The 21103-nt window shown below is 31.8% G+C and carries 18 protein-coding genes, 2 tRNA genes and 1 pseudogene; 13 read left to right on the top strand and 8 right to left on the bottom strand.

The window, feature by feature from the left end; genetic code table 11:
• Window positions 1-32 precede the first annotated feature (32 nt).
• A complete protein-coding gene (locus Q0050_RS13335; protein WP_298396775.1) occupies window positions 33-896 on the bottom strand; it encodes a hydroxymethylglutaryl-CoA lyase in 864 nt (287 codons plus the stop codon).
• Window positions 897-1105: 209 nt separating this feature from the next.
• On the opposite strand from Q0050_RS13335, the gene Q0050_RS13330 reads away from it, so the two are divergent.
• Window positions 1106-1717: a SatD family protein gene (locus Q0050_RS13330; RefSeq protein ID WP_298396772.1), complete on the top strand. Its 612-nt coding sequence runs from the start codon at window positions 1106-1108 to the stop codon at window positions 1715-1717.
• Window positions 1714-2424: a DUF3307 domain-containing protein gene (locus Q0050_RS13325; protein WP_298396769.1), complete on the top strand. Its 711-nt coding sequence runs from the start codon at window positions 1714-1716 to the stop codon at window positions 2422-2424. The genes Q0050_RS13330 and Q0050_RS13325 overlap by 4 nt, the downstream gene beginning before the upstream one ends.
• Here Q0050_RS13325 and Q0050_RS13320 read toward each other — a convergent pair.
• Window positions 2407-3429: a quinone-dependent dihydroorotate dehydrogenase gene (locus Q0050_RS13320; protein WP_298396766.1), complete on the bottom strand. Its 1023-nt coding sequence runs from the start codon at window positions 3427-3429 to the stop codon at window positions 2407-2409. The genes Q0050_RS13325 and Q0050_RS13320 overlap by 18 nt on opposite strands.
• Before the next feature lie 109 nt (window positions 3430-3538).
• On the opposite strand from Q0050_RS13320, the gene rlmH reads away from it, so the two are divergent.
• On the top strand, window positions 3539-4012 hold the full coding sequence (gene rlmH, locus Q0050_RS13315) for a 23S rRNA (pseudouridine(1915)-N(3))-methyltransferase RlmH (RefSeq protein WP_298396763.1): 474 nt from the start codon (window positions 3539-3541) through the stop codon (window positions 4010-4012).
• A 23-nt stretch (window positions 4013-4035) separates the two neighbouring features.
• Here rlmH and Q0050_RS13310 read toward each other — a convergent pair whose 3' ends face one another.
• Window positions 4036-4656, bottom strand: coding sequence for a hypothetical protein (locus Q0050_RS13310; protein WP_298396760.1), 621 nt, complete (start codon window positions 4654-4656; stop codon window positions 4036-4038).
• 1 nt (window position 4657) lies between these two features.
• A complete protein-coding gene (gene folP / locus Q0050_RS13305) occupies window positions 4658-5482 on the bottom strand; it encodes a dihydropteroate synthase (RefSeq protein WP_298396757.1) in 825 nt (274 codons plus the stop codon).
• A gap of 96 nt (window positions 5483-5578) precedes the next feature.
• Here folP and Q0050_RS13300 point away from each other — a divergent pair, with 96 nt between their 5' ends.
• The 8 genes and pseudogenes from Q0050_RS13300 (at window position 5579) to Q0050_RS13265 (ending at window position 16113) form a co-directional block, all read left to right on the top strand.
• Window positions 5579-6118 carry a DUF1599 domain-containing protein gene (locus Q0050_RS13300; protein ID WP_298396754.1) on the top strand — a complete coding sequence of 180 codons (540 nt, stop codon included), beginning with the start codon at window positions 5579-5581 and terminating at the stop codon, window positions 6116-6118.
• A 100-nt stretch (window positions 6119-6218) separates the two neighbouring features.
• Window positions 6219-6515 (top strand): annotated as a pseudogene (locus tag Q0050_RS13295) (four helix bundle protein); the annotation flags it as partial.
• A gap of 159 nt (window positions 6516-6674) precedes the next feature.
• Window positions 6675-7802 (top strand): MauE/DoxX family redox-associated membrane protein, encoded by a 1128-nt coding sequence (locus Q0050_RS13290; protein ID WP_298396751.1) that lies wholly within the window; start codon window positions 6675-6677, stop codon window positions 7800-7802.
• An 8-nt stretch (window positions 7803-7810) separates the two neighbouring features.
• Entirely contained in the window at window positions 7811-8314 is a 504-nt protein-coding gene (locus Q0050_RS13285; protein WP_298396748.1) for a TlpA disulfide reductase family protein, read from the top strand.
• The gene (tpiA, locus tag Q0050_RS13280) at window positions 8314-9069 is read left to right on the top strand and encodes a triose-phosphate isomerase (protein ID WP_298396745.1); all 756 of its coding nucleotides are present in this window, start codon (window positions 8314-8316) and stop codon (window positions 9067-9069) included. Before Q0050_RS13285 ends, tpiA begins: the two co-directional genes overlap by 1 nt.
• A gap of 121 nt (window positions 9070-9190) precedes the next feature.
• Window positions 9191-10084 carry an ABC transporter ATP-binding protein gene (locus Q0050_RS13275; RefSeq protein WP_298396742.1) on the top strand — a complete coding sequence of 298 codons (894 nt, stop codon included), beginning with the start codon at window positions 9191-9193 and terminating at the stop codon, window positions 10082-10084.
• Between the two features lie 10 nt (window positions 10085-10094).
• On the top strand, window positions 10095-10934 hold the full coding sequence (locus Q0050_RS13270; RefSeq protein ID WP_298396739.1) for an ABC transporter permease subunit: 840 nt from the start codon (window positions 10095-10097) through the stop codon (window positions 10932-10934).
• A gap of 67 nt (window positions 10935-11001) precedes the next feature.
• Window positions 11002-16113: a T9SS type B sorting domain-containing protein gene (locus Q0050_RS13265; RefSeq protein ID WP_298396736.1), complete on the top strand. Its 5112-nt coding sequence runs from the start codon at window positions 11002-11004 to the stop codon at window positions 16111-16113.
• Between the two features lie 206 nt (window positions 16114-16319).
• On the opposite strand, the gene typA is transcribed toward Q0050_RS13265, so the two are convergent.
• Window positions 16320-18116, bottom strand: coding sequence for a translational GTPase TypA (typA, locus tag Q0050_RS13260; protein ID WP_298396731.1), 1797 nt, complete (start codon window positions 18114-18116; stop codon window positions 16320-16322).
• 162 nt (window positions 18117-18278) lie between these two features.
• Between typA and Q0050_RS13255 the strand changes: the two genes are divergently transcribed.
• Both Q0050_RS13255 and Q0050_RS13250 read left to right on the top strand, forming a co-directional pair.
• A complete protein-coding gene (locus Q0050_RS13255) occupies window positions 18279-20000 on the top strand; it encodes a PAS domain-containing protein (protein ID WP_298396727.1) in 1722 nt (573 codons plus the stop codon).
• Window positions 19993-20406 carry a response regulator gene (locus Q0050_RS13250; RefSeq protein WP_298396724.1) on the top strand — a complete coding sequence of 138 codons (414 nt, stop codon included), beginning with the start codon at window positions 19993-19995 and terminating at the stop codon, window positions 20404-20406. Before Q0050_RS13255 ends, Q0050_RS13250 begins: the two co-directional genes overlap by 8 nt.
• A 46-nt stretch (window positions 20407-20452) precedes the next feature.
• Here the strand turns inward: Q0050_RS13250 and rpsT are convergent, their stop codons facing one another.
• The 3 genes from rpsT to Q0050_RS13235 form a co-directional block, all read right to left on the bottom strand.
• Window positions 20453-20704 (bottom strand): 30S ribosomal protein S20, encoded by a 252-nt coding sequence (rpsT, locus tag Q0050_RS13245; RefSeq protein ID WP_290833114.1) that lies wholly within the window; start codon window positions 20702-20704, stop codon window positions 20453-20455.
• 152 nt (window positions 20705-20856) lie between these two features.
• A tRNA-Glu gene (locus tag Q0050_RS13240) sits at window positions 20857-20928 on the bottom strand.
• A 42-nt stretch (window positions 20929-20970) separates the two neighbouring features.
• Window positions 20971-21042 (bottom strand) — tRNA-Glu (locus Q0050_RS13235).
• Between the last annotated feature and the right edge of the window lie 61 nt (window positions 21043-21103).

The raw sequence follows: 21103 nt of genomic DNA, 5'->3' as shown, positions 1-21103 counted from the left end.
AACTGAGACTGAGAACTGAGACTGAAAACTTCTTAGTGAAACTCTCCAAATAAACGTGAAGCCACATTATAAGCGCTTTCAAAACTCATTGGACTAGTATTGGTATCTGCTTTTTGTTGGGTGAAATAGGATAACATTTTTTCGGTTGGCATATTGCCTGTTAAATCGTCTTTTGCCATTGGACAACCTCCAAAACCTTGAATCGCGCCATCATAACGACGACAGCCTGCATTGAAAGCTGCATCTACTTTTTCGTGCCATTTATCTGGAGTGGTGTGCAAATGCGCTCCAAATTCGATGTTGGGATATTTTGGAATTAAATTGGAAAACAAATAATCAATAACTTCGGGCGTTGAACTTCCAATAGTGTCTGACAGCGAAAGTATTTTTACACCCATATTGGCCAATTTTTCGGTCCACTCGCCTACTACATCAACGTTCCAAACATCACCATAAGGATTTCCGAAACCCATCGAAATGTAAGTAACAACCTCTTTATTAGATTTGTCTGCGATATCCAAAATTTCTTGTAAAGTGATTAAACTTTCGGCAATAGTTTTGTGCGTATTTCGCATTTGAAAATTCTCAGAAATAGAAAATGGGAAACCTAAATATTGTATTTCTTTATGAACGGAAGCCAACTCAGCACCTTGTGTATTGGCAATAATGGCCAGTAATTTACTTTGGGTTTGAGACAAATCTAGTTGTGCTAAAACGGCAGCAGTATCAACCATTTGAGGAATAGCTTTGGGCGAAACAAAACTTCCAAAATCAATAGTATCAAAGCCTACGCGAAGTAGCGCTTGAATATAATCCACTTTTCGTTGGGTTGGAATAAACGATTTAATGCCTTGCATAGCATCACGTGGACATTCTATTATTTTGATTTTTTCCATAGGTTGTCAAAGATACTAAAGAATTTCTTTTTACGAAATCGTTTTTTATAGAAGTGGTAAAATAAATTATTACACTTATCGGTAATAAATTGAAATATTACACATTTTGGTAATAATTTAAAATATTACGTATTTTGGTAATAAATTGAAATATTACGTATTTTGGTAATAATTGTTGTTTTTTGAAAAAAAATTAATACATTTGACCTATGATTGTGATACTTACAGGCGACATTATTAATTCAAGAAAGGCTTCTTCAAAAAAATGGATGGAAGATTTGAAGTCTATTTTTCAAACGATTGGAAAATCTCCAAACGATTGGGAAATCTATCGTGGTGATGAATTTCAATTGGAAATCAAGAACATAGAAGACGCTTTGACTATTGCTTTTCAAATTAAAGCCTTTTTTAAATCTATAGATTTAGACGTAAGGATGAGTTTAGGATTTGGAGATAAAACACATAAAACTCGAAAACTAACAGAAAGTAACGGAAGTGCTTTTATTCGTTCGGGAGAAACATTTGAAACTTTAAAAAAGCAAAAACTAAATTTAGCCATCAATTCTGGAAATCTAGCATTAGACGAAGAACTGAATTTAATGCTAAAACTAAGCTTGTCTTTTATGGACAATTGGTTGCAACAATCAGCTGAATTTGTGCTAGTTGCTATTCAAAATCCTACGCTTTCACAAGAAGAACTTGGCGAAATATTAGGTATTAATCAAGCCGCTGTGAGCAGAAGACAAAAGCGTTCTAATTATGAACTGATGATGCAAGTTGATCGTTATTTTAGAAAAAAAATAAAATCTCTTGAAATATGATAGTGTTTGTAAAATTACTTTTGGCTCACTTATTAGGTGATTTTTTATTGCAACCAACTTCGTGGGTAAAAGATAAAGAACTGAAAAAACACAAAAGTATCTACTTGTATTTGCATATTTTCCTGCACTTTGCTTTGGCTTGGATTTTAGTTGGAACTTCTGATTTTGGTTGGTATGCCTACGCATTAGCAACATTACACGGCTTTATAGATTTTTTGAAGTTACATTATCAAAAGTCAAAAACGAAACGCATTTGGTTTTCTGTGGACCAAATTTTGCATTTACTTGTTATTATCGCAGTTACATTAATTTATAACAATACTACCCTAGATTTTACAAGCTTTGGAAATCCATTTTGGATTACAATTACAGGTTTTATTTTATTGACAAAACCAACTTCACTCATCATCAAAAACATCATTTCAATTTGGACACCCGAAAATAAAACCAATGATGATTCGCTACAAAATGCTGGAAATTATATTGGAATTTTGGAGCGTCTTTTTGTTTTCTGTTTTATTTTAACAGGACATTTTGAAGCTATTGGATTTTTATTAGCCGCAAAATCAATCTTCCGATTTGGAGATTTGAAAGAAGCGAAAGACCGAAAACTTACTGAATATGTTCTAATCGGAACGTTATTAAGTTTCGGAATTGCTTTATTAATTGGACTTTTAGTACAAATAAGTTTAGGATTTTCTTTTTAAAATCGCCTTGTTTATTTCCTTAACTAATTGTGGACCTTCATAAATAAAACCTGTATAAAGCTGAATTAAACTAGCTCCAGCTTCTAATTTTTCGATAGCATCTTGAGCCGAATGGATTCCGCCAACACCAATAATTGGAAACGATTTATTACTTTTCTCAGATAAGAATCGAATCACCTCAGTTGAGCGTTTTGTCAATGGTTTGCCAGATAATCCACCCATTTCTGATTTATTATCAGATTGTAAACCTTCTCTTGAAAGTGTTGTATTAGTTGTAATTACACCAGCAATTTTGGTTTCGTTTACAATATCAATAATATCTAATAATTGAGAATCGGTTAAATCTGGAGCTATTTTTAGAAGAATTGGTTTTTTGGTTACGTGTTGCGAGTTGCGAGTTTCGAGTGTTGTCAAAAGCTCTGTCAACGGCTTTTTATCTTGCAATTCACGTAGATTTGGCGTGTTTGGCGAACTTACATTTACCACAAAATAATCTACATAATCAAAAAGTGCTTCGAAGCAAATTTCGTAATCTTGCGTGGCATTTTCGTTTGGCGTAAGCTTGTTCTTTCCTATATTTCCTCCAATTAAAACATTTTTATTCTGCTTTAATCTTTCCACAGCTTCTTGAACTCCGCCGTTATTGAAACCCATTCTGTTGATGATGGCAGAATCTTCTTTCAATCGGAATAATCGTTTTTTAGGATTTCCTTCTTGTCCAACTGGTGTTAACGTTCCGATTTCTATGAATCCGAAACCAAAATTGGAAAGTTCTTTATATAAAACAGCATTTTTGTCAAAACCTGCTGCTAATCCAACAGGATTTGGAAATTTTAATCCGAAAACTTCGGTTTCTAATCGTTTGTCGTTTACTAAATATAACGATTTGAAAAGAGAAGAAAATCCTGGTATTTTAGATAAAAATCGGATTAATGAAAAGGTAAAATAGTGTACTTTTTCAGGATCAAATTGAAAAAGAATAGGACGAATTAGTAGTTTGTACATTTTGATGTAGTTGTGTTTTGCAAAAATAGAAAATTGTTTGGAGTTGAAAGTTGGAAGTGGAAAGAAAATAAAAATCTATTTGTAAATTTGCGACTTATATAAATCAACAATGAACATTCGACTTCTAGCCATTGGCAAAACCGACAATAAATCACTTCAAACTTTAATTGACGATTATACAAAAAGGTTGTCTTTTTATGTGAAATTTGATTTGGAAGTAATTCCTGATATAAAAAATGTAAAAAACTTATCGGAAGCGCAACAAAAAGAGAAAGAAGGCGAGCTTATTTTATCAAAACTTTCCGCAACTGACCAATTAATACTGTTAGATGAAAACGGAACTACTTTCTCTAGTGTAGGATTTTCTGATTATTTACAAAAGAAAATGAACACCGGAATAAAAACCTTAGTCTTTGTAATTGGCGGACCATATGGATTTAGTGAAGAAATTTATAAAAAAGCCCAAGGAAAAGTTTCACTTTCAGAAATGACTTTTTCTCATCAAATGGTTCGTTTATTTGTAATTGAGCAAATTTATCGTGGGTTTACAATTTTAAGAAACGAACCTTATCACCATCAGTAAAAGTTACAAGTGTCACGAAAAAATTAGAAAATATAGATTTCACTAATAATCATTTCTATTTCTAATGTATTTATAAAAACTGCATTTTTAATAAAAGTATCGTAGCTAGCTTCTTTGTCAAAACAAAAGTTGTATTTCAAAGGTTTGTCAATTTTTAAACTATCTAAATAATTTATCAAGTTAGATTTCTCTACCACAGTTTGTTCAACCAAAACTTTATCTTCTTTGGTGAAATAAATCTCAACTCCAGCTTTAGGCTTTTCAAGTTTAAATTTTAGACTTGCAAAAGGTAAGAATGCTAATGTTTTTTTCTTGTCATTAGCGTACGAAAAATAATTCTCAGCAGCTTCATTTTTATGAATGCTTTTATCTTTTTTGGCTTGCAATTTTATTAGTTCTGGCACTACTAATTTTAAAGGTAATCGCTTGTCGATATTGAAAATCCAATTGGTTGAAACTATGGCATTTTTTCTGTTTACATCGGCGACAGTATCTTTTCCTTCAACTTTAAAAAACATGTAAATAGGAGAATGCTCTTTCACATCACCAATAATGGTTTTGTCTGCTTTTGGTAATTGAATTTCCTTTCTTCCTTCACAAGACACCAACCCAAAAACTACTAAAAATGCTAAATATATTTTCATTTTAAAGATTGAATTGATTGAGCAATTTTACGCACTCTGCAGCTTCTTTCACATCATGAACCCGCAAAATTTTCGCTCCTTTTAACAACGAAATCGTATTTAATACTGTTGTGCCGTTTAAAGCAAATTCAGCTGTTGTATCCAAAGTTTTATATATCATAGATTTTCTTGAAACTCCTGCTAATAAAGGTAATTCCAATATTTTAAAAAATTCTAATTTATTTAAAACTTCAAAATTTTGTTCCAGTGTTTTTGCAAATCCAAATCCTGGATCAATAATCAAATCATTGATTCCCAAACTTCTTGCTTTTGCGACTTTCTCTGAGAAATAAAATATCATTTCTTTGACTATATCTTCATAATGAGTCATTTTTTGCATTGTTTGAGGTGTTCCTCTCATGTGCATCATAATATAGGGAACTCTGAGATTTGCAACTGTTTCAAACATTTCTTCATCCAAATTTCCAGCAGAAATATCGTTGATTATTGCAGCACCACTTTCAATAGTTTCTTTAGCCACTTTGCTTCTAAAAGTATCAATTGAGATAATAATTGCAGGAAACTCTTTAAGAACTTTTTGCACCACTGGAAGTATTCTTTGCAGTTCCTCCTCTTCTGAAACAAACTCAGCATTTGGTTTGCTTGAATATCCACCAATATCTATAAAAGTTGCGCCATCTAGAAGCATTTTTTCAACTTGTTGCAAAATTAATTTTTCATCAAAATGTTTTCCACCATCATAAAAAGAATTGGGCGTAACATTGAGAATTCCCATTACTTTGGGAGTAGATAAATCGATAAGTTGTCCTTTACAGTTAATCGTCATTGTACTTTGTACTTCAATTTGAATTCTTTACTTTTGACCCGAGACCTCTTTGGTTCGAATCGTAAGTAGTAAAATTATTATACAAAGATACCATTAATGAAGAATACTTCACAAGAATACGACAAAGTAATTGGCATTTGCAGAGATTTATTTAGTAAAAAAATGACTGATTACGGAAGTGCATGGCGCATTTTGAGACTACCTTCTTTAACCGATCAAATTTTCATAAAAGCACAACGAATTAGAAGCCTTCAAGAAAATGAAGTGCGAAAAGTAGACGAAGATGAAACTGGAGAATTCATTGGAATTATCAATTATTGTATTATGGCATTAATTCAATTGGAATTAGGTGTCGTTGATCAACCGGATTTAAATACTGAAAAAGCAGTAAATCTATACAACGAAAAAATTGCTTTAACCAAAGAATTAATGGAAAACAAAAACCACGATTATGGTGAAGCTTGGAGAGAAATGCGAGTGAGTTCCTTAACCGATTTAATTCTGCAAAAATTATTAAGAGTAAAACAAATTGAAGATAATAAAGGAAAAACCATAGTATCAGAAGGGATTGATGCAAATTATCAAGATATGATTAATTACAGTGTATTTGCATTGATTTTAATGAAAAAATTTTAAAATACCAGATTACAAATACCAAAAAACAATTAAATTCCAAAAATTTTAAAATTTAAAATTCGAAACTACGGAACCAAAGAAATATGATTTAGAAGAAAGAACTTTACAATTTGCGATTGACTGCAGATTGTTTTTGAAAAAGCTTCCTAAAACTATTTCTAACAGTGAAGATGGTAAGCAATTAGTTAAATCCTCAGGTTCGGTTGGTGCCAATTATATCGAAGCAAATGAAGCTTTGAGTAAAAAAGATTTTAATTACAGAATAAAAATTAGCAGAAAAGAATCTAAAGAAAGTGTATTTTGGCTCAAAATAATTAAAGCAACAAATTCAACTGAATTCGAAAAATTAAATGCAGTATTAATTCAAGAAGCAGATGAGCTAAAAAAAATATTTTAAGCTATTTTAGAAAAATCAAAGTAGAATTTAAAAGTTTTAGAATTTGAATATTTAGAATTTATTTGGACTTTATAAATTGATTTTTGTTATTTCAATACAATAACAATTCGTTAACAACTTACAATTAAAAGCCTTTTTACCTTTGTAAAAATCTTATTTATGGAAACAAAAAAATCATACATCGCTTGGTCAATTAGAATTTTAGTTTCACTATTATTTATTGTTTCAGCTGTTGCCAAGATGTATCCATCACCTTATTTTGCTATTTCAACTTTTGAAGTTAAACAATTATATACATTAGGTTTTTCTGAACATATTGCGCCTTATTTTTCAAGAACCTTAATCGGAATTGAATTAGCAATGGGTTTTTTATTACTTCAAAAACATTGGTTAAAACGATTTATCATTCCGATGACTATTTTACTTTTAGCTGTTTTTGTTGGGCATTTGACTTATGTTACCTTTTTAAGTGGTGGTGATTCTGGAAATTGCGGATGTTTTGGCGAATTAATACCAATGACGCCAATTGAGGCAATCATAAAAAATATCGTTGCCATTGGTTTGTTAGCTTATCTGTACTATATTCTTCCAAAGGAAACTGAAATACATAATTTTTGGATTTTAACGACTGTTCTCTTTGCTACAATTTTAGGAATCTATATGATTGCACCAATTCAACCAGTGGCTGCAACTGTTCCAACAATTGATTCTGAAGAAGTTACAAGTGAAGATTTTGATACTTCAATGCCAGTAGTAGATTCGTCAATGATTAAAATTGAAAATACACTACAGCAAGAGCTTCCAACTACAGAGGTAAAAAAAGATTCTGTTAAAAAAGTTGAAGTTCAAAATCTAAACGAACCTAAAAAAGTTAAATCGGGTAATGCAGCACTTTTTCCGAATATAGATAAAGGAAAAAAATTGCTTTGTTACTTTGTACCTGGCTGCGATCATTGTCGAGATGCCGCTAAGGAGTTAACTGAAATGCGTAAGAAAGATCCAAGTTTACCTCCACTTTCAATCATCTTTATGAATGAAGAAGCCGATTTAATTCCAGCATTTTTCAAAGAAGCTGGTGCAACTTATCCTTATAAAATTATTGAAATAATTCCGTTTTGGAATACGCTGGGAAGCGGAAAAGACACTCCAGGTGTAAAATACCTTTGGAATGGAAACGAAATAAAATATTATTGGGGAATAACTGACAATAAATTTGTTGGTGATGATTTGAATAAATATTTGAATAAATCCTATGAAGAATTAAAGAAAACACAACCCAAATTATAATTAAAACTATGAAAAAAATCACACTTCTACTTGCAATAATAATGACTTCGATATCTTGCAGCAATGCACAAAAGAAAGAGTTCTCGAAAGAAGCATTAAAAGGAAAACTTACTGATGTTGATAACAAAGAAGTTACTTTTAAAGAAATTTTAAAAAAACACAAAGGTAAAACCGTAGTGATAGAATTTTGGGCATCTTGGTGTAGCGATTGCGTAAAAGCGATGCCTAAGGTAAAAGAAATGCAAACCAATAACCCTAATGTTGTTTACGTTTTCATCTCAATGGACAAAACATTTGACAAATGGAAAGCTGGCATTGAAAAACATACATTATCAGGTGATCACTATTGGGTAAATGACGAGAAAGGAATGAAAGGTACTTTTGGAAAATCGGTTGATTTAGATTGGATTCCAAGATATATGATTATCAATAAGAAAGGACAAATCGAATTATATCGCGCTATTGAAACAGATTTTGAAAAAATTAACGCTACACTTAAAACATTAGAATAATGAGAAAAAAAATTGTTGCAGGCAACTGGAAAATGAATAAAAATGCCGAAGAAACTGAAGATTTACTAAATGAATTAATCGAAAAATTACCAAATGATATTGAAGCACAAATCATTGTCGCTCCAACATTTGTAAATTTAGCTTCAGCGGCAGACCACGTTGAATTTACTAACATTGTTGTTGCTGCACAAAACATGCACCAAGCAGAAAATGGCGCTTATACTGGAGAAATTTCTGCAGATATGTTACAAAGTATTGGTGTAAATACAGTAATTCTAGGTCATTCTGAAAGAAGAGCTTATTTTAACGAAACCGATTCGCAGTTGGCTTATAAAGCTGATACTGCTTTAAAGCATAATATGACAGTGATTTTCTGTTTTGGTGAAGAATTAAAAGACCGTCAAGACAACCAACATTTTAATGTCGTTGAAAATCAATTACGCGATGGCTTGTTTCATATAGCAAACGAATCTTGGGAAAATATTATTTTAGCCTACGAACCTGTTTGGGCAATTGGTACAGGAGAAACTGCTTCGCCAGATCAAGCTCAAGAAATGCACGAATTCATTAGAGAAACAATTCGCAAGCGCTTTGGAAATGATGTTGCAGACGATGTTTCGATACTTTATGGAGGTAGCGTAAAACCAGAAAATGCTAAAGAAATTTTTGGAAAACCAGATGTTGATGGCGGATTAATTGGTGGTGCAGCATTAAAAGCAGATGATTTCGTTGGAATCGTAAATGGTTTAAGATAAGATAAACCAAAATAATAGATAGAATCCTCAATTGCATAACAACAATTGAGGATTTTTTTTGTGGTTAAGTAACAAATTGTTTGGTTCTTCGTCTTACTTGTAAACCAATCAATAAATAACTGTGGAAACTATTTTAAGTATTAAAAATCTTCACAAACGTTATGGCAAATTACACGCTGTAAAAAACGTTTCGTTAGAAATTCAAAAAGGCAATGTTTACGGAATTTTAGGTCCAAACGGAAGTGGAAAATCAACTACGCTTGGTATTGTCTTGAATGTTGTGAATAAAACATCGGGCGAATACTCTTGGTTTGGTGGCGCAATGCAAACCCACGAGGCATTAAAAAAAGTTGGCGCTATTATCGAAAGACCAAATTTTTATCCTTACATGACTGCAAAAGAAAATCTTGAGTTAGTTTGCAAAATTAAAGGAATTAGCTACAACAAAGTTCAAGAAAAACTTGAAGTGGTTGGTTTATTAGATAGAAAAGATAGTAAATTCAATACATTTTCACTTGGAATGAAACAACGTTTGGCTATTGCCTCTGCCTTGTTAAATGATCCTGAAATTCTCATTTTAGACGAACCAACCAACGGTTTAGATCCACAAGGAATTCATCAAATTAGGGATATTATTCGTTTAATTGCTTCGCAAGGAACAACCATTTTGTTAGCATCGCATTTACTGGATGAAGTAGAAAAAGTTTGTTCACACGTATTGGTTTTACGAAAAGGAGAAATACTTTACTCAGGAACAGTTGAAGGAATGTCTTCGAACAATGGTTATATTGAAATACAAGCTGATGATAACAAAGCCTTAATTGCTGCACTTGAAAAACATCCTGAAATTGCTAAAATAGTTGAAGAAGAAGGAAAAGTATTACTCTATTCTAATTCCAATATTGATCCGGCGTTACTTAATAAATTTTTAGTCGATCAATCGATTTATCTTACGCATTTAGCTAAAAGAAAGAACAGTTTAGAGGCACAATTTTTACAATTAACAGGCAAATAATCCACAAAAAATGAAACGATTACTCTCAATAGAATTACAAAAAATCTGGAAAAATAAAGCAAGTAAAGTTTTGACTTTAAGTTATTTTATCTTACTAACTTTTATTGCATTGATAGCATCTATCAAAATAAATATCGGAAGTTTTCAATTGCATATTGCTGAACAAGGAATCTTCAACTTCCCATATATTTGGCATTTCAACACCTATATTGCTGCAATTTTGAAATTCTTCTTAGCCGTAGTTATAGTTTCAATGATGGCTAATGAATACAGTTATGGAACATTAAAACAAAATTTAATTGATGGAATGAGTAAAAAAGAATTCATTTTGTCAAAGTTTTTAACCGTAATTGTTTTTGCAGGATTTTCAACGGTCTTTATATTTTTACTTTCCTTAATCTTAGGATTATCATTTTCATCTTATAATGAAGTTGGAATAATTTTTTCTGAAATGGACTATTTATTTGCTTATTTCATTAAACTGACAGGATTTTTCTCCTTCTGTCTTTTTATCGGAATCTTAATTAAACGATCTGCATTTGCACTTGGATTTCTTTTTGTTTGGAATATTATTGAAGGAATAATAATAGGCATTTTAAATTTTAAGATATTTCCTAATAGTGATCATGACAAAATGTTTACTCAATTTTTACCTTTAGAATCGATGAGTAATCTTATTGTTGAGCCATTTACGAAACTTTCGGTTATAAAAAATATAGAAACAACTATTGGTGGCGCAGCAAATTTAAAAGACTATGGAGTTCATTGGTATTCCATTGTTATTGTAATCACTTGGACTATAATTTTTATCACACTTTCACATTTATTATTAAAGAAAAGAGATTTATAATATAAATCTAGTGTTAAAAATTGAAAACTATGTAGAAAAAATCTATTTTATTTGCTATTTTTATCAAATGAAAAAGAGATTTATATTCAACCTACTAACTGTTTTATTATCAATAAATTGTTTTTCGCAATTTAGCAAAACACATTACATTCCACCATTGTCTCATACAGATTCTGTAGAGCCTTTGAACCAATATCTATATATTTCTAGCCCAAGTTTAGATCCAATTAACTTTCAAATACAAGAAATTGGTGGCACAACTATTAATGCAACCGTTAGTAGAGATACACCTTATATTCACGCTATAGGTTTCGGTACTGATACACAACTTCTTACAAATGAAATAGATGTAAATGTGGTGAAAAACAATAAAGGATTTATTGTTCAAGCGCAAGATTTAATATATGTAACAGTAAGATTAACAGCACAAAGTAATCTTCACGCTGGAGGATTAGTCGCTAAAGGTAGTGCGGCATTAGGAACCAACTTTAGAATTGGAGGATTCATCAATACTGGTGCACCAACTTCAACCGAAAACTATTTCACCTTTGCTTCCATTTTAGCAACCGAAAATAATACGACAATTTCTTTTGACGATATAAAAACTGGAGTTACTTTACTGAACAACGCTGCTGCCGGAAATACACCAGCAAGTGTCAATCTTAATGCAGGCGATAGTTATGTTATTGCTGTAAAAGGTCCATCTGATCCTAATAGAGACGGATTAATTGGAATGTTGGTAAATTCTAACAAACCAATAGCGGTAAATTGCGGCTCATTTGCCGGAAGTAATGGTTCTACAAGTAATTTAGATTTAGGTTTTGACCAAATTGTATCTGCCGAACGAACTGGAAAAGAATATATATTTATTAAAGGTGCTGGAGTTGATGTAACTGAAAGACCATTAATCATAGCACACGAAGATAATACTGATGTTTTTACAAACGGCATTACTACTCCAATTGCAACACTTAATGCTGGAGAATATTTAGCACTTGATGGTTCGCAGTTTTCTGCCGATGGTAATTTGTTTGTTAACACTTCAAAAAATGTTTTTGCTTACCAAGGAATTGGCGGCACATCAAGTCAGGCGAATCAGAACATGCACTTTTTACCGCCTTTGAGTTGCCAAACACCAAAAACAATTAACAATATTCCATTCATTAACGAAGTTGGAAACCAATCCAATTTTGAAGGAACTGTTTGTATCGTAACTAAAACTGGTGCAAGTTTAGATTTCATTATTAATGGCACCAATTACACTTTGGCAGGTTTACCTGGAAGTATTAATGTTAACGGACCTTTCAATGTTATAGGAAATCCCGATTATGTAACTTATACTTTTGATGGATTGAATGGAAATATATCTGTATTTTCTTCTGAACAAGTGTACTTATCTTACTATGGAACTAGTGGTGCTGCAACTTATGGTGGATTTTACTCTGGCTTTACATTTAGACCTGAAGTAGTGTTTCAACCTGTAGCTGGAAGCAGTTCGAATTGTATTCCAAATGTGAATTTAGAAATTAGTTCGTTAAGTGGCTTTGATGTTTTTCAATGGTATTTTAACGGCAATCCAATTCCAGGTGCAAATAGTAGTTCTTATACTCCTACTTTGTCTGCATTTGGACCAGGTTATTATAAAGTAAAAGCAACATTAACAGAATGTAGTATTGACTTATTTTCAGATGAAATACCAGTTAGTACTTGTGCTACAAATTCTGACAATGATAATGCTAATGATGATATCGATCAAGATTATGATGGCGACGGAATTACAAATTGCAATGAATCCTTTGGAAATCAAAATGTTTCGTTAGCAAATCCGGTAGCAGGAACTGTTGCCGTTGGTACCTATTCTAATACTTTTACTGGAATAACAACAACTTCACCAACAGCAAGCACAACGCCTTTTATTGGAAATGCAGACGGAAGTTTTGTAACTGAAATTCCGGCTGGAAAAACAAATACCGTAAAGCATCAACTTACTTTTGCACAGCCAATATCACTAGCTTTGGAGTATGTTGCTACTGCAAATTCAACAGATCTATTAGATGCTAATGCTGAATACATTGTTAATTCACCAATCGATAAAACAGTCACTGTTTTAAATCCTACAAACCAGTTATTGATTGATACCAATTATGACGGAATTTTTGAAAGTGGTGTTACAGAATATTCATCTTTCGAAATCCGATTTAGATTAAACAGTACTACGCCATTGGCTGCAGGAACGGGAACATTTCGATTCTTGACTAGTCAAGTGCAATCCATAAGTTTTACTCATAGAAATTTATCCGATGCATTACCAAACAAAGCAACTTTCAAAATTGTAGCCACTTGTGTTCCTAAAGATACTGATGGTGACGGAATATTTGATCAATTTGACTATGATTCTGATAATGATGGAATTCCTGATTATATTGAAGTTCAAGGTCCAGGTTTTATTGCTTTATCTAATACTGACGCTAACAACGATGGTATCGATGATGCTTATGGTTCAGGAATTACACCTGTAGATTCTGATAATGATGGTATTGTAGATTACTTCGATTTAGATTCAGATAATGACGGAATATATGATTTAAATGAATCTGGATATACTTTAGTAGATGCGAATTCTAATGGAGTGATTGACGGAACAAATTTTGGTATAAACGGATGGTTAGATTCTTTAGAAACTGCACCCGATAGCGGAATTATTGCAGCAACAATTGCTAATACCGATGGAGATTCACTAAATAATTACCTTGACTTAGATAGTGATGGTGACGGCTGTGATGATGTTATTGAAGCAGGTTACACCGATGGTAATAATGATGGTATTTTAGGAGCTACATCTCCAGCATCAGTAAATCCAAATAATGGTGTTGTTACTAGTGGAACTGGTTATGTGAACCCGAACTCTAATTTCTTCACACCAGCACCAATTGCAATTACAACTCAACCAGCTAATAAATTTGCGTGTGAATTACAAGGAACTACCTTTACTTTAGTTACCTCTACACCAATAACAACCTACCAATGGCAAGTTTCTTCAGATAATGGTTTGACCTTCACTAATCTTGTAAATAACGCTAATTATGCTGGAGTTACTACTGATGTTTTATCTGTAAATAATATTACTTCTTCAATGTCAGGTTATCGATATAGAGTAGTCTTAAATAGAACCGGAAACTCTTGTGGGTTAACTTCGGCTGACGCCACTTTGTCAATTTATGCACTACCTGTTTTGACAACGCCACAATCCTTATTACAATGTGATGATGATACTGATGGAATTTCAACTTTCAATTTAACAGAAAAAAATACTTTTTTCTCAACCAATTCGGCAAACGAAACTTTTACATTTTTTACAAATCAAGTTGCTGCAGATACAAATGATACCAATTTTTTAATAGCTAATCCAATTGCATTCACAACTTCAAATACTTCGGTATGGGTTAGAGTTCAAAATGCAAATAATTGCTATAGTATTGGCCGATTAGATTTAATAGTTTCAACACCACAATTACCACCAAGCTACATCATTCCTGATCAAGTAAAGTGTGATGAATATATGAATGCTACAAATAATGAGTATGACGGTATTGCCACATTTGACTTTACACAAATCTATAATAATACATTGGCTTTATTGCCTGCTCCAACATCTGATTATACTATTAAATTTTATAAAAATCTAGCTGATTTTAACGCTGAAAATGATGTAAATGGTAATTCGTTAGCTATTTCAAATATTTCGAATTATCAGAATTTTGGTTATCCTAACACACAAAAAATCTGGGTACGTGTAGATAGTAACATTAATAATGGCTGCTACGGATTTAAAACTTTTGATATAATTGTTGAGAAAACTCCAGTATTTAATACCGTTGGAGTAAATAATGTTATTCGTCACTGTGACGATGATCACGATGGAATCTACGGATTTAATACCTCAACTTTAGAAAGTGATATTCTTCAAGGTCAAACCAATATTGATATTACCTACTTTGATGCATCAGGAGTTCAATTTACAATGACCAATCCGTTTAATGTAAATACAAATCAAACTATTACAGTAAAATTGACAAATAATCCTTCGTTAGCTCAAGATGGTCCTTGTTCATATCAAAAGACCATTCAATTTATAGTTGACGATTTACCACAAATATTTCCATTGTTACCAGGACAATTAACGTTTTGTGATGATGAAATCAATCCTGCAGACCAAGACGGACTTCTAGACTTTGATACTACAAACATTCTACCTACAATACTTCAAGGACAAACGGGATTTGATATAACATTCACATTGCAAGATGGTACGGTTTTAACAACTTTGCCTCCAACATTTAGAACTGGAACTCAAAATATAGTTGTAACGTTGACCAATCCAGCTAATACAACTTGCCCTGTTTCTACAACCTTAAATTTTGTTGTGAATCCAACGCCTAACATTGACATTAATCAAAATGGATGGGCAAATCAATTAGTATGTACCAATTTACCAGCATTTACGGTTACTCTAGATGCCGGAATCACAGATTCGACGCCGATAACTGCCTACAGCTATCAATGGTTTTATGAAGGAACTTTGCTACCAAGTGAAACAAATTATACAATTACTGTAAATACAGGAGGAACTTATTCTGTAGTAGTAACAAACTCGTTTGGTTGTCCAAAAACTAGAACTATCGAAGTTACTACATCAGTTATTGCAACTATTGACGATATTATCATCACCGATTTAGTGGAAAACAATTCTGTTGAAGTTATTGTTTCTGGAAATGGCGATTATGTCTACAGCATTCAAGATCCTTATGGACCTTATCAAGACTCTGCAATTTTCACCAATGTACCAATGGGAATTCATACTGTTTATGTCAAAGATTTAAACGGATGTGGAATTGCCGAGCAAATAATTTCAGTACTTGGTGTTCCACAGTTTTTTACTCCAAACGGCGACGGATACAATGATACTTGGAATGTTAAAGGTGCCAATGAACAATTTTACAGCAATTCAATCATCAATATATATGATAGATATGGAAAATTAGTCAAACAAATATCAGCAATTGGTCAAGGTTGGGATGGCACATCTAATGGTAATCTTGCTCCATCTGACGATTATTGGTATAACATACTATTTGATGATGGCAGAACCACGAAAGGACACTTTGCTTTAAAGAGATAACCTAACAATAAACAAAACAAAAAAACCATCAGTAAAACTAAACTGATGGTTTTTTTTTGAAACAAATCACAAATGATTATTGACTTTTGCATCAAACATCATTTAGTTATTATAAGTAAACTTAAAATGGTATTTTAATTAAAGATTTAGGTAAATAAAAAAGCCATCAGCGTTAAACTGATGGCTTTTGTTATATTAGAATAAAATTAGATTTTAAATCTTTTTCTATCTGTTTCTGTCAAATATATTTTTCTTAAACGAATAGTTTTAGGAGTAACCTCTACATATTCATCTTTTTGAATGTATTCTAAAGCTTCTTCCAAAGAGAAAATAATTGGTGGAATGATTCTAGCTTTTTCGTCATTTCCAGACGAACGAACGTTAGATTGTTTCTTAGCTTTAGTTACATTAATACACATATCATCGCTACGAGAGTTTTCACCAATTACTTGACCTTCATAAATCTCATCGTTAGGATTAACGAAGAATTTACCACGATCTTGCAATTTATCAATAGAATAAGGAATTGCTTTTCCGTTTTCCATAGAAATTAATGAACCATTATTTCTTCCAGGAATTTCACCTTTGTATGGCTCATATCCTATGTAACGGTGTGACATAATTGCTTCACCAGCAGTTGCAGTAAGTAACTGATTTCTTAATCCGATAATTCCACGAGATGGAATATTGAATTTAACAATCATACGCTCACCTTTACCTTCCATAGATAACATTTCTCCTTTACGGATAGAAACGAATTCAACCGCACGACCAGAAAGATTTTCTGGTAAATCGATTGTTAATTCTTCGATTGGCTCACATTTTTTACCATCAATTTCCTTGATAATAACTTGTGGTTGACCAATTTGCAATTCATATCCTTCTCTTCTCATTGTTTCAATAAGAACCGATAAGTGAAGTACTCCTCGACCAAAAACCATAAATTTATCAGCAGAATCAGTTTCACCTAACTTCATTGCTAGATTTTTTTCTAATTCTTTAGTAAGTCTATCTCTAATATGTCTTGATGTTACGAATTTACCTTCTTTTCCAAAAAATGGAGAATCGTTAATTGTAAACAACATACTCATTGTTGGTTCATCAATAGCAATAGTTTGTAATGCCTCAGGATTTTCAAAATCAGCAATAGTATCACCAATTTCAAAACCATCTACTCCAACGATTGCACAAATATCACCAGCGATAACTTCTTGTACTTTTTTACGCCCTAAACCTTCAAAAGTATGTAATTCTTTAATTCTCGATTTCATTACAGAACCATCTCTTTTTACTAAAGAAATTGGCATTCCTTCTCTCAAAACTCCTCTTTCTAATCTACCAATAGCAATACGACCAGTAAAAGATGAAAAGTCCAAAGAAGTAATTAACATTTGCGGAGTTCCTTCTGAAACTTTCGGAGCTGGAACATTATTGATTACCATATCTAATAATGGTTCAATATTTTCTGTTTGGTTTTCCCAATGATCCGACATCCAATTGTTTTTTGCAGAACCATATACTGTAGGAAAATCCAACTGCCATTCTTCTGCACCTAATTCAAACATTAAATCAAAAACTTTCTCGTGTACCTCTTCTGGTGTACAGTTTTCTTTATCAACTTTATTAATTACGACACAAGGTTTTAATCCTAAGTCAATAGCTTTTTGTAGTACAAAACGAGTTTGTGGCATCGGTCCTTCAAAGGCGTCAACTAACAAGCAAACACCATCTGCCATATTCAATACACGTTCTACTTCACCACCAAAATCGGCGTGACCAGGTGTATCAATAATATTGATTTTAGTCCCTTTGTATGAAACAGAAACGTTTTTAGAAGTAATAGTAATACCTCTTTCGCGTTCTAAATCGTTGTTGTCAAGAATTAAGTCACCTGTATTTTCATTTTCACGAAAAAGTTGACAATGGTACATAATTTTATCAACCAAAGTAGTTTTACCGTGGTCAACGTGAGCAATAATTGCAATGTTTCTAATAGATTCCATCTGATTTTTTTAGGAGGTGCAAAGGTACACTTTATTTTGATAAAAAAAACCTAAGTTACAAGAGTTTACATTTTAGTAACTATAAATAACTTAATAGATAAAAAAAATATTATTTTTTAATTAAAAAAGATGGATTCATCATTTTTTTTTTATTTTTGAGTAATGAAAAGTTTTTTTTACAAGAGTATTTCTATTTATTTCTTTATAATTCTAATCTTGGCTCTGGCTAGCCATTACTTTATCATAAATTTTGTTGACACAAATAGCCAAATAGTTTATAGCCTTTCATTCTGTGTTCTCCTAATCATCTGTACTCCAATATACTTAGTTTCATTAATAAAAATAAATGATAAAAAAAATAATGAGTCAATAAATAACTTAAAGTTAATTAACAAAGTATTATACGATTCCAACGAGCGATATGATATTGTTGCGAAAGCTACAAGCGATACCATTTGGGATTGGGATATTAAAACAGGTGGCTTTATTTGGAATAAAGGAATTCAAGGTGTTTTTGGTTATAAAAAAGAACAAGTTGGAGATAACCTGCAGTGGTGGTTTGAAAAAATTCATCCGGAAGACAGTTTAAAAATGTCGGTTAAACTATATTCTTTTATTGAACAAAAAACAGAAAAATGGCAAGATTACTACAGATTCATGTGTGCTGATGGTAGCTATAAATATGTTTTTGATAGAGGTTTTTTAGTTATGGATGATAACCGCAACGTTATTCGTATGATAGGTGCCATTCAAGACATTACTAAACAAAAAGAAGAAGAACAACGACTAAAACTATTAGAAACTGTTATTACTCAAACAAAGGATACTGTAATCATTACCGAAACAAGTGAGAACGAAAAAGAACTCCCAAAAGTAGTATTTGTTAATCCAGCCTTCACTAAAATGACAGGCTACCAATCTGATGAAGTCTTGGGTAAAACTGCTGATGTACTAATGAACAAGTTTAGTGCACGAAACGATATTAGAAAATTAGCAGATATTCTAAAAAAGAAAGAAGAGTTCACATTTGAAACACTAAATAAGAGGAAAGATAGTGAACAATATTGGGTGAATCTCACAATGATACCCATAACAAATAAAGATAATAAACATTCGCATTGGATATCAATTCAAAGAGACATTTCTGTTGAAAAAGAAAGAGAAAAAGAAAGAGAACACCTCATTGGAGAATTGACTCAAAACAATAAAGATCTAAAACAGTTTTCATATATAACATCACATAACCTACGTGCACCACTTTCAAACCTCACTGGTCTTTTGAATTTAGTTGAAGATATTCCGATTGAAAATCAAGAACTTAAAGAAATAATAAACGGTTTTTCTAAATCTACTCATCAACTAAATGAAACAATAAATGACTTGGTTAATGTAATTATTATCAAAGATAGTCCATCAATTCAAAAAGAAGGAATAGTGATTAAAGACGTATTTGAAAATGTATTCAATCAACTAAGTTTCCTAATCAGCATAAAAAAGCCAATAATTAGAATGGATTTAAACGAAGATCAAATTGTTTTCTTAAATAAATCCTATATTGAAAGTATTTTATTAAATTTGATGTCAAATTCCTTACGATACGGTGACGCCAAACGACAATTAAAAATCTCAATTGCTTCTAAAAAAATTGATCAAGAGATAATAATAACTTTTAAAGATAACGGAATAGGAATAGATTTAGAAAGAAATAAAGACAAAGTATTTGGTCTTTATCAAAGATTTCACGACTATCCTGACAGCAAAGGGCTCGGATTATATCTTGTTAAATCTCAAGTGGAATCAATGGGAGGAACAATTAGCATTGAAAGTAGTGTTGGCATTGGAACTACTTTCACAATAATTTTTAAAAACAATAAAGATGTATAATAAAATATTATGTGTTGATGACGACCCTATTACACTTATGCTGTGTAAAAAAGTAATTGAAAAGTCAAATTTTTCAAATATCATTGATAGTGCACATAATGGAGAAGATGCTCTCAAGTATTTTGACAGCCTTAAAAACGATTTAAAAGAAAACGAAAACATCATTCTACCACAACTAATGTTTTTAGACTTAAATATGCCTATCATGGGTGGTTGGGAATTTCTTGATTTATTTTCAGACCCAAAATATCAATCATTTTTTTCAGATCTAAAAGTAATAGTATTATCCTCGACAATTGACCCTAAGGATATTGAAAAATCAAAATCTTACACAATGGTTGTGGACTTTTTATCTAAACCAATAACTAAAGAAATGCTTAACTTACTCAGTGATATACATAAATAAAAAAAGCTTCCAAAAGGAAGCTTTTTTTTATTTTATCTTTTATCTATTACAACTTAGCTACGTGCTTAGTTAATTTAGATTTTAAATTAGACGCTTTGTTATCGTGAATGATATTTTTCTTAGCTAATCTATCGATCATTGAAATAACACTTGATAATTTTGCAGAAGCCTCAGATTTAACAGTAGACATTCTTAATGCTTTTATCGCATTACGAGTTGTTTTGTGTTGGTATCTGTTTAACACTCTTTTCTTTTCGTTGCTTCTAATTCTTTTTAAAGCTGACTTATGATTTGCCATTTTTTTTAATTTAATTGTAACTATTAATAATACTTAGTTAAAAAAGAAAAACCTCCCACAATTAATTTCTAATCACTTTGGTTTTAACTAATAAAATAAAAAATCGAGACACTGACTTTAAATTTTATAAAACTAATTTACAACTAACGCTGTAGCCCGTAGGGGAATCGAACCCCTCTTACATGGATGAAAACCATGCGTCCTAACCGATAGACGAACGGGCCATTTTTATCTTTCGATAAATACTTCAATAAAATTTGAACTTGTAGCCCGTAGGGGAATCGAACCCCTCTTACATGGATGAAAACCATGCGTCCTAACCGATAGACGAACGGGCCATTACATTATTTTGTAATGCGAGTGCAAAAATACAACTATTTTTAATTCACGCAATAGTAG

The organism is Flavobacterium sp. (genome assembly GCF_027483985.1).
Lineage (GTDB): Bacteria > Bacteroidota > Bacteroidia > Flavobacteriales > Flavobacteriaceae > Flavobacterium.
The sequence above is the reverse complement of the archived record's forward strand: the minus strand, read 5'-3'. Positions and strand labels throughout refer to the sequence as shown.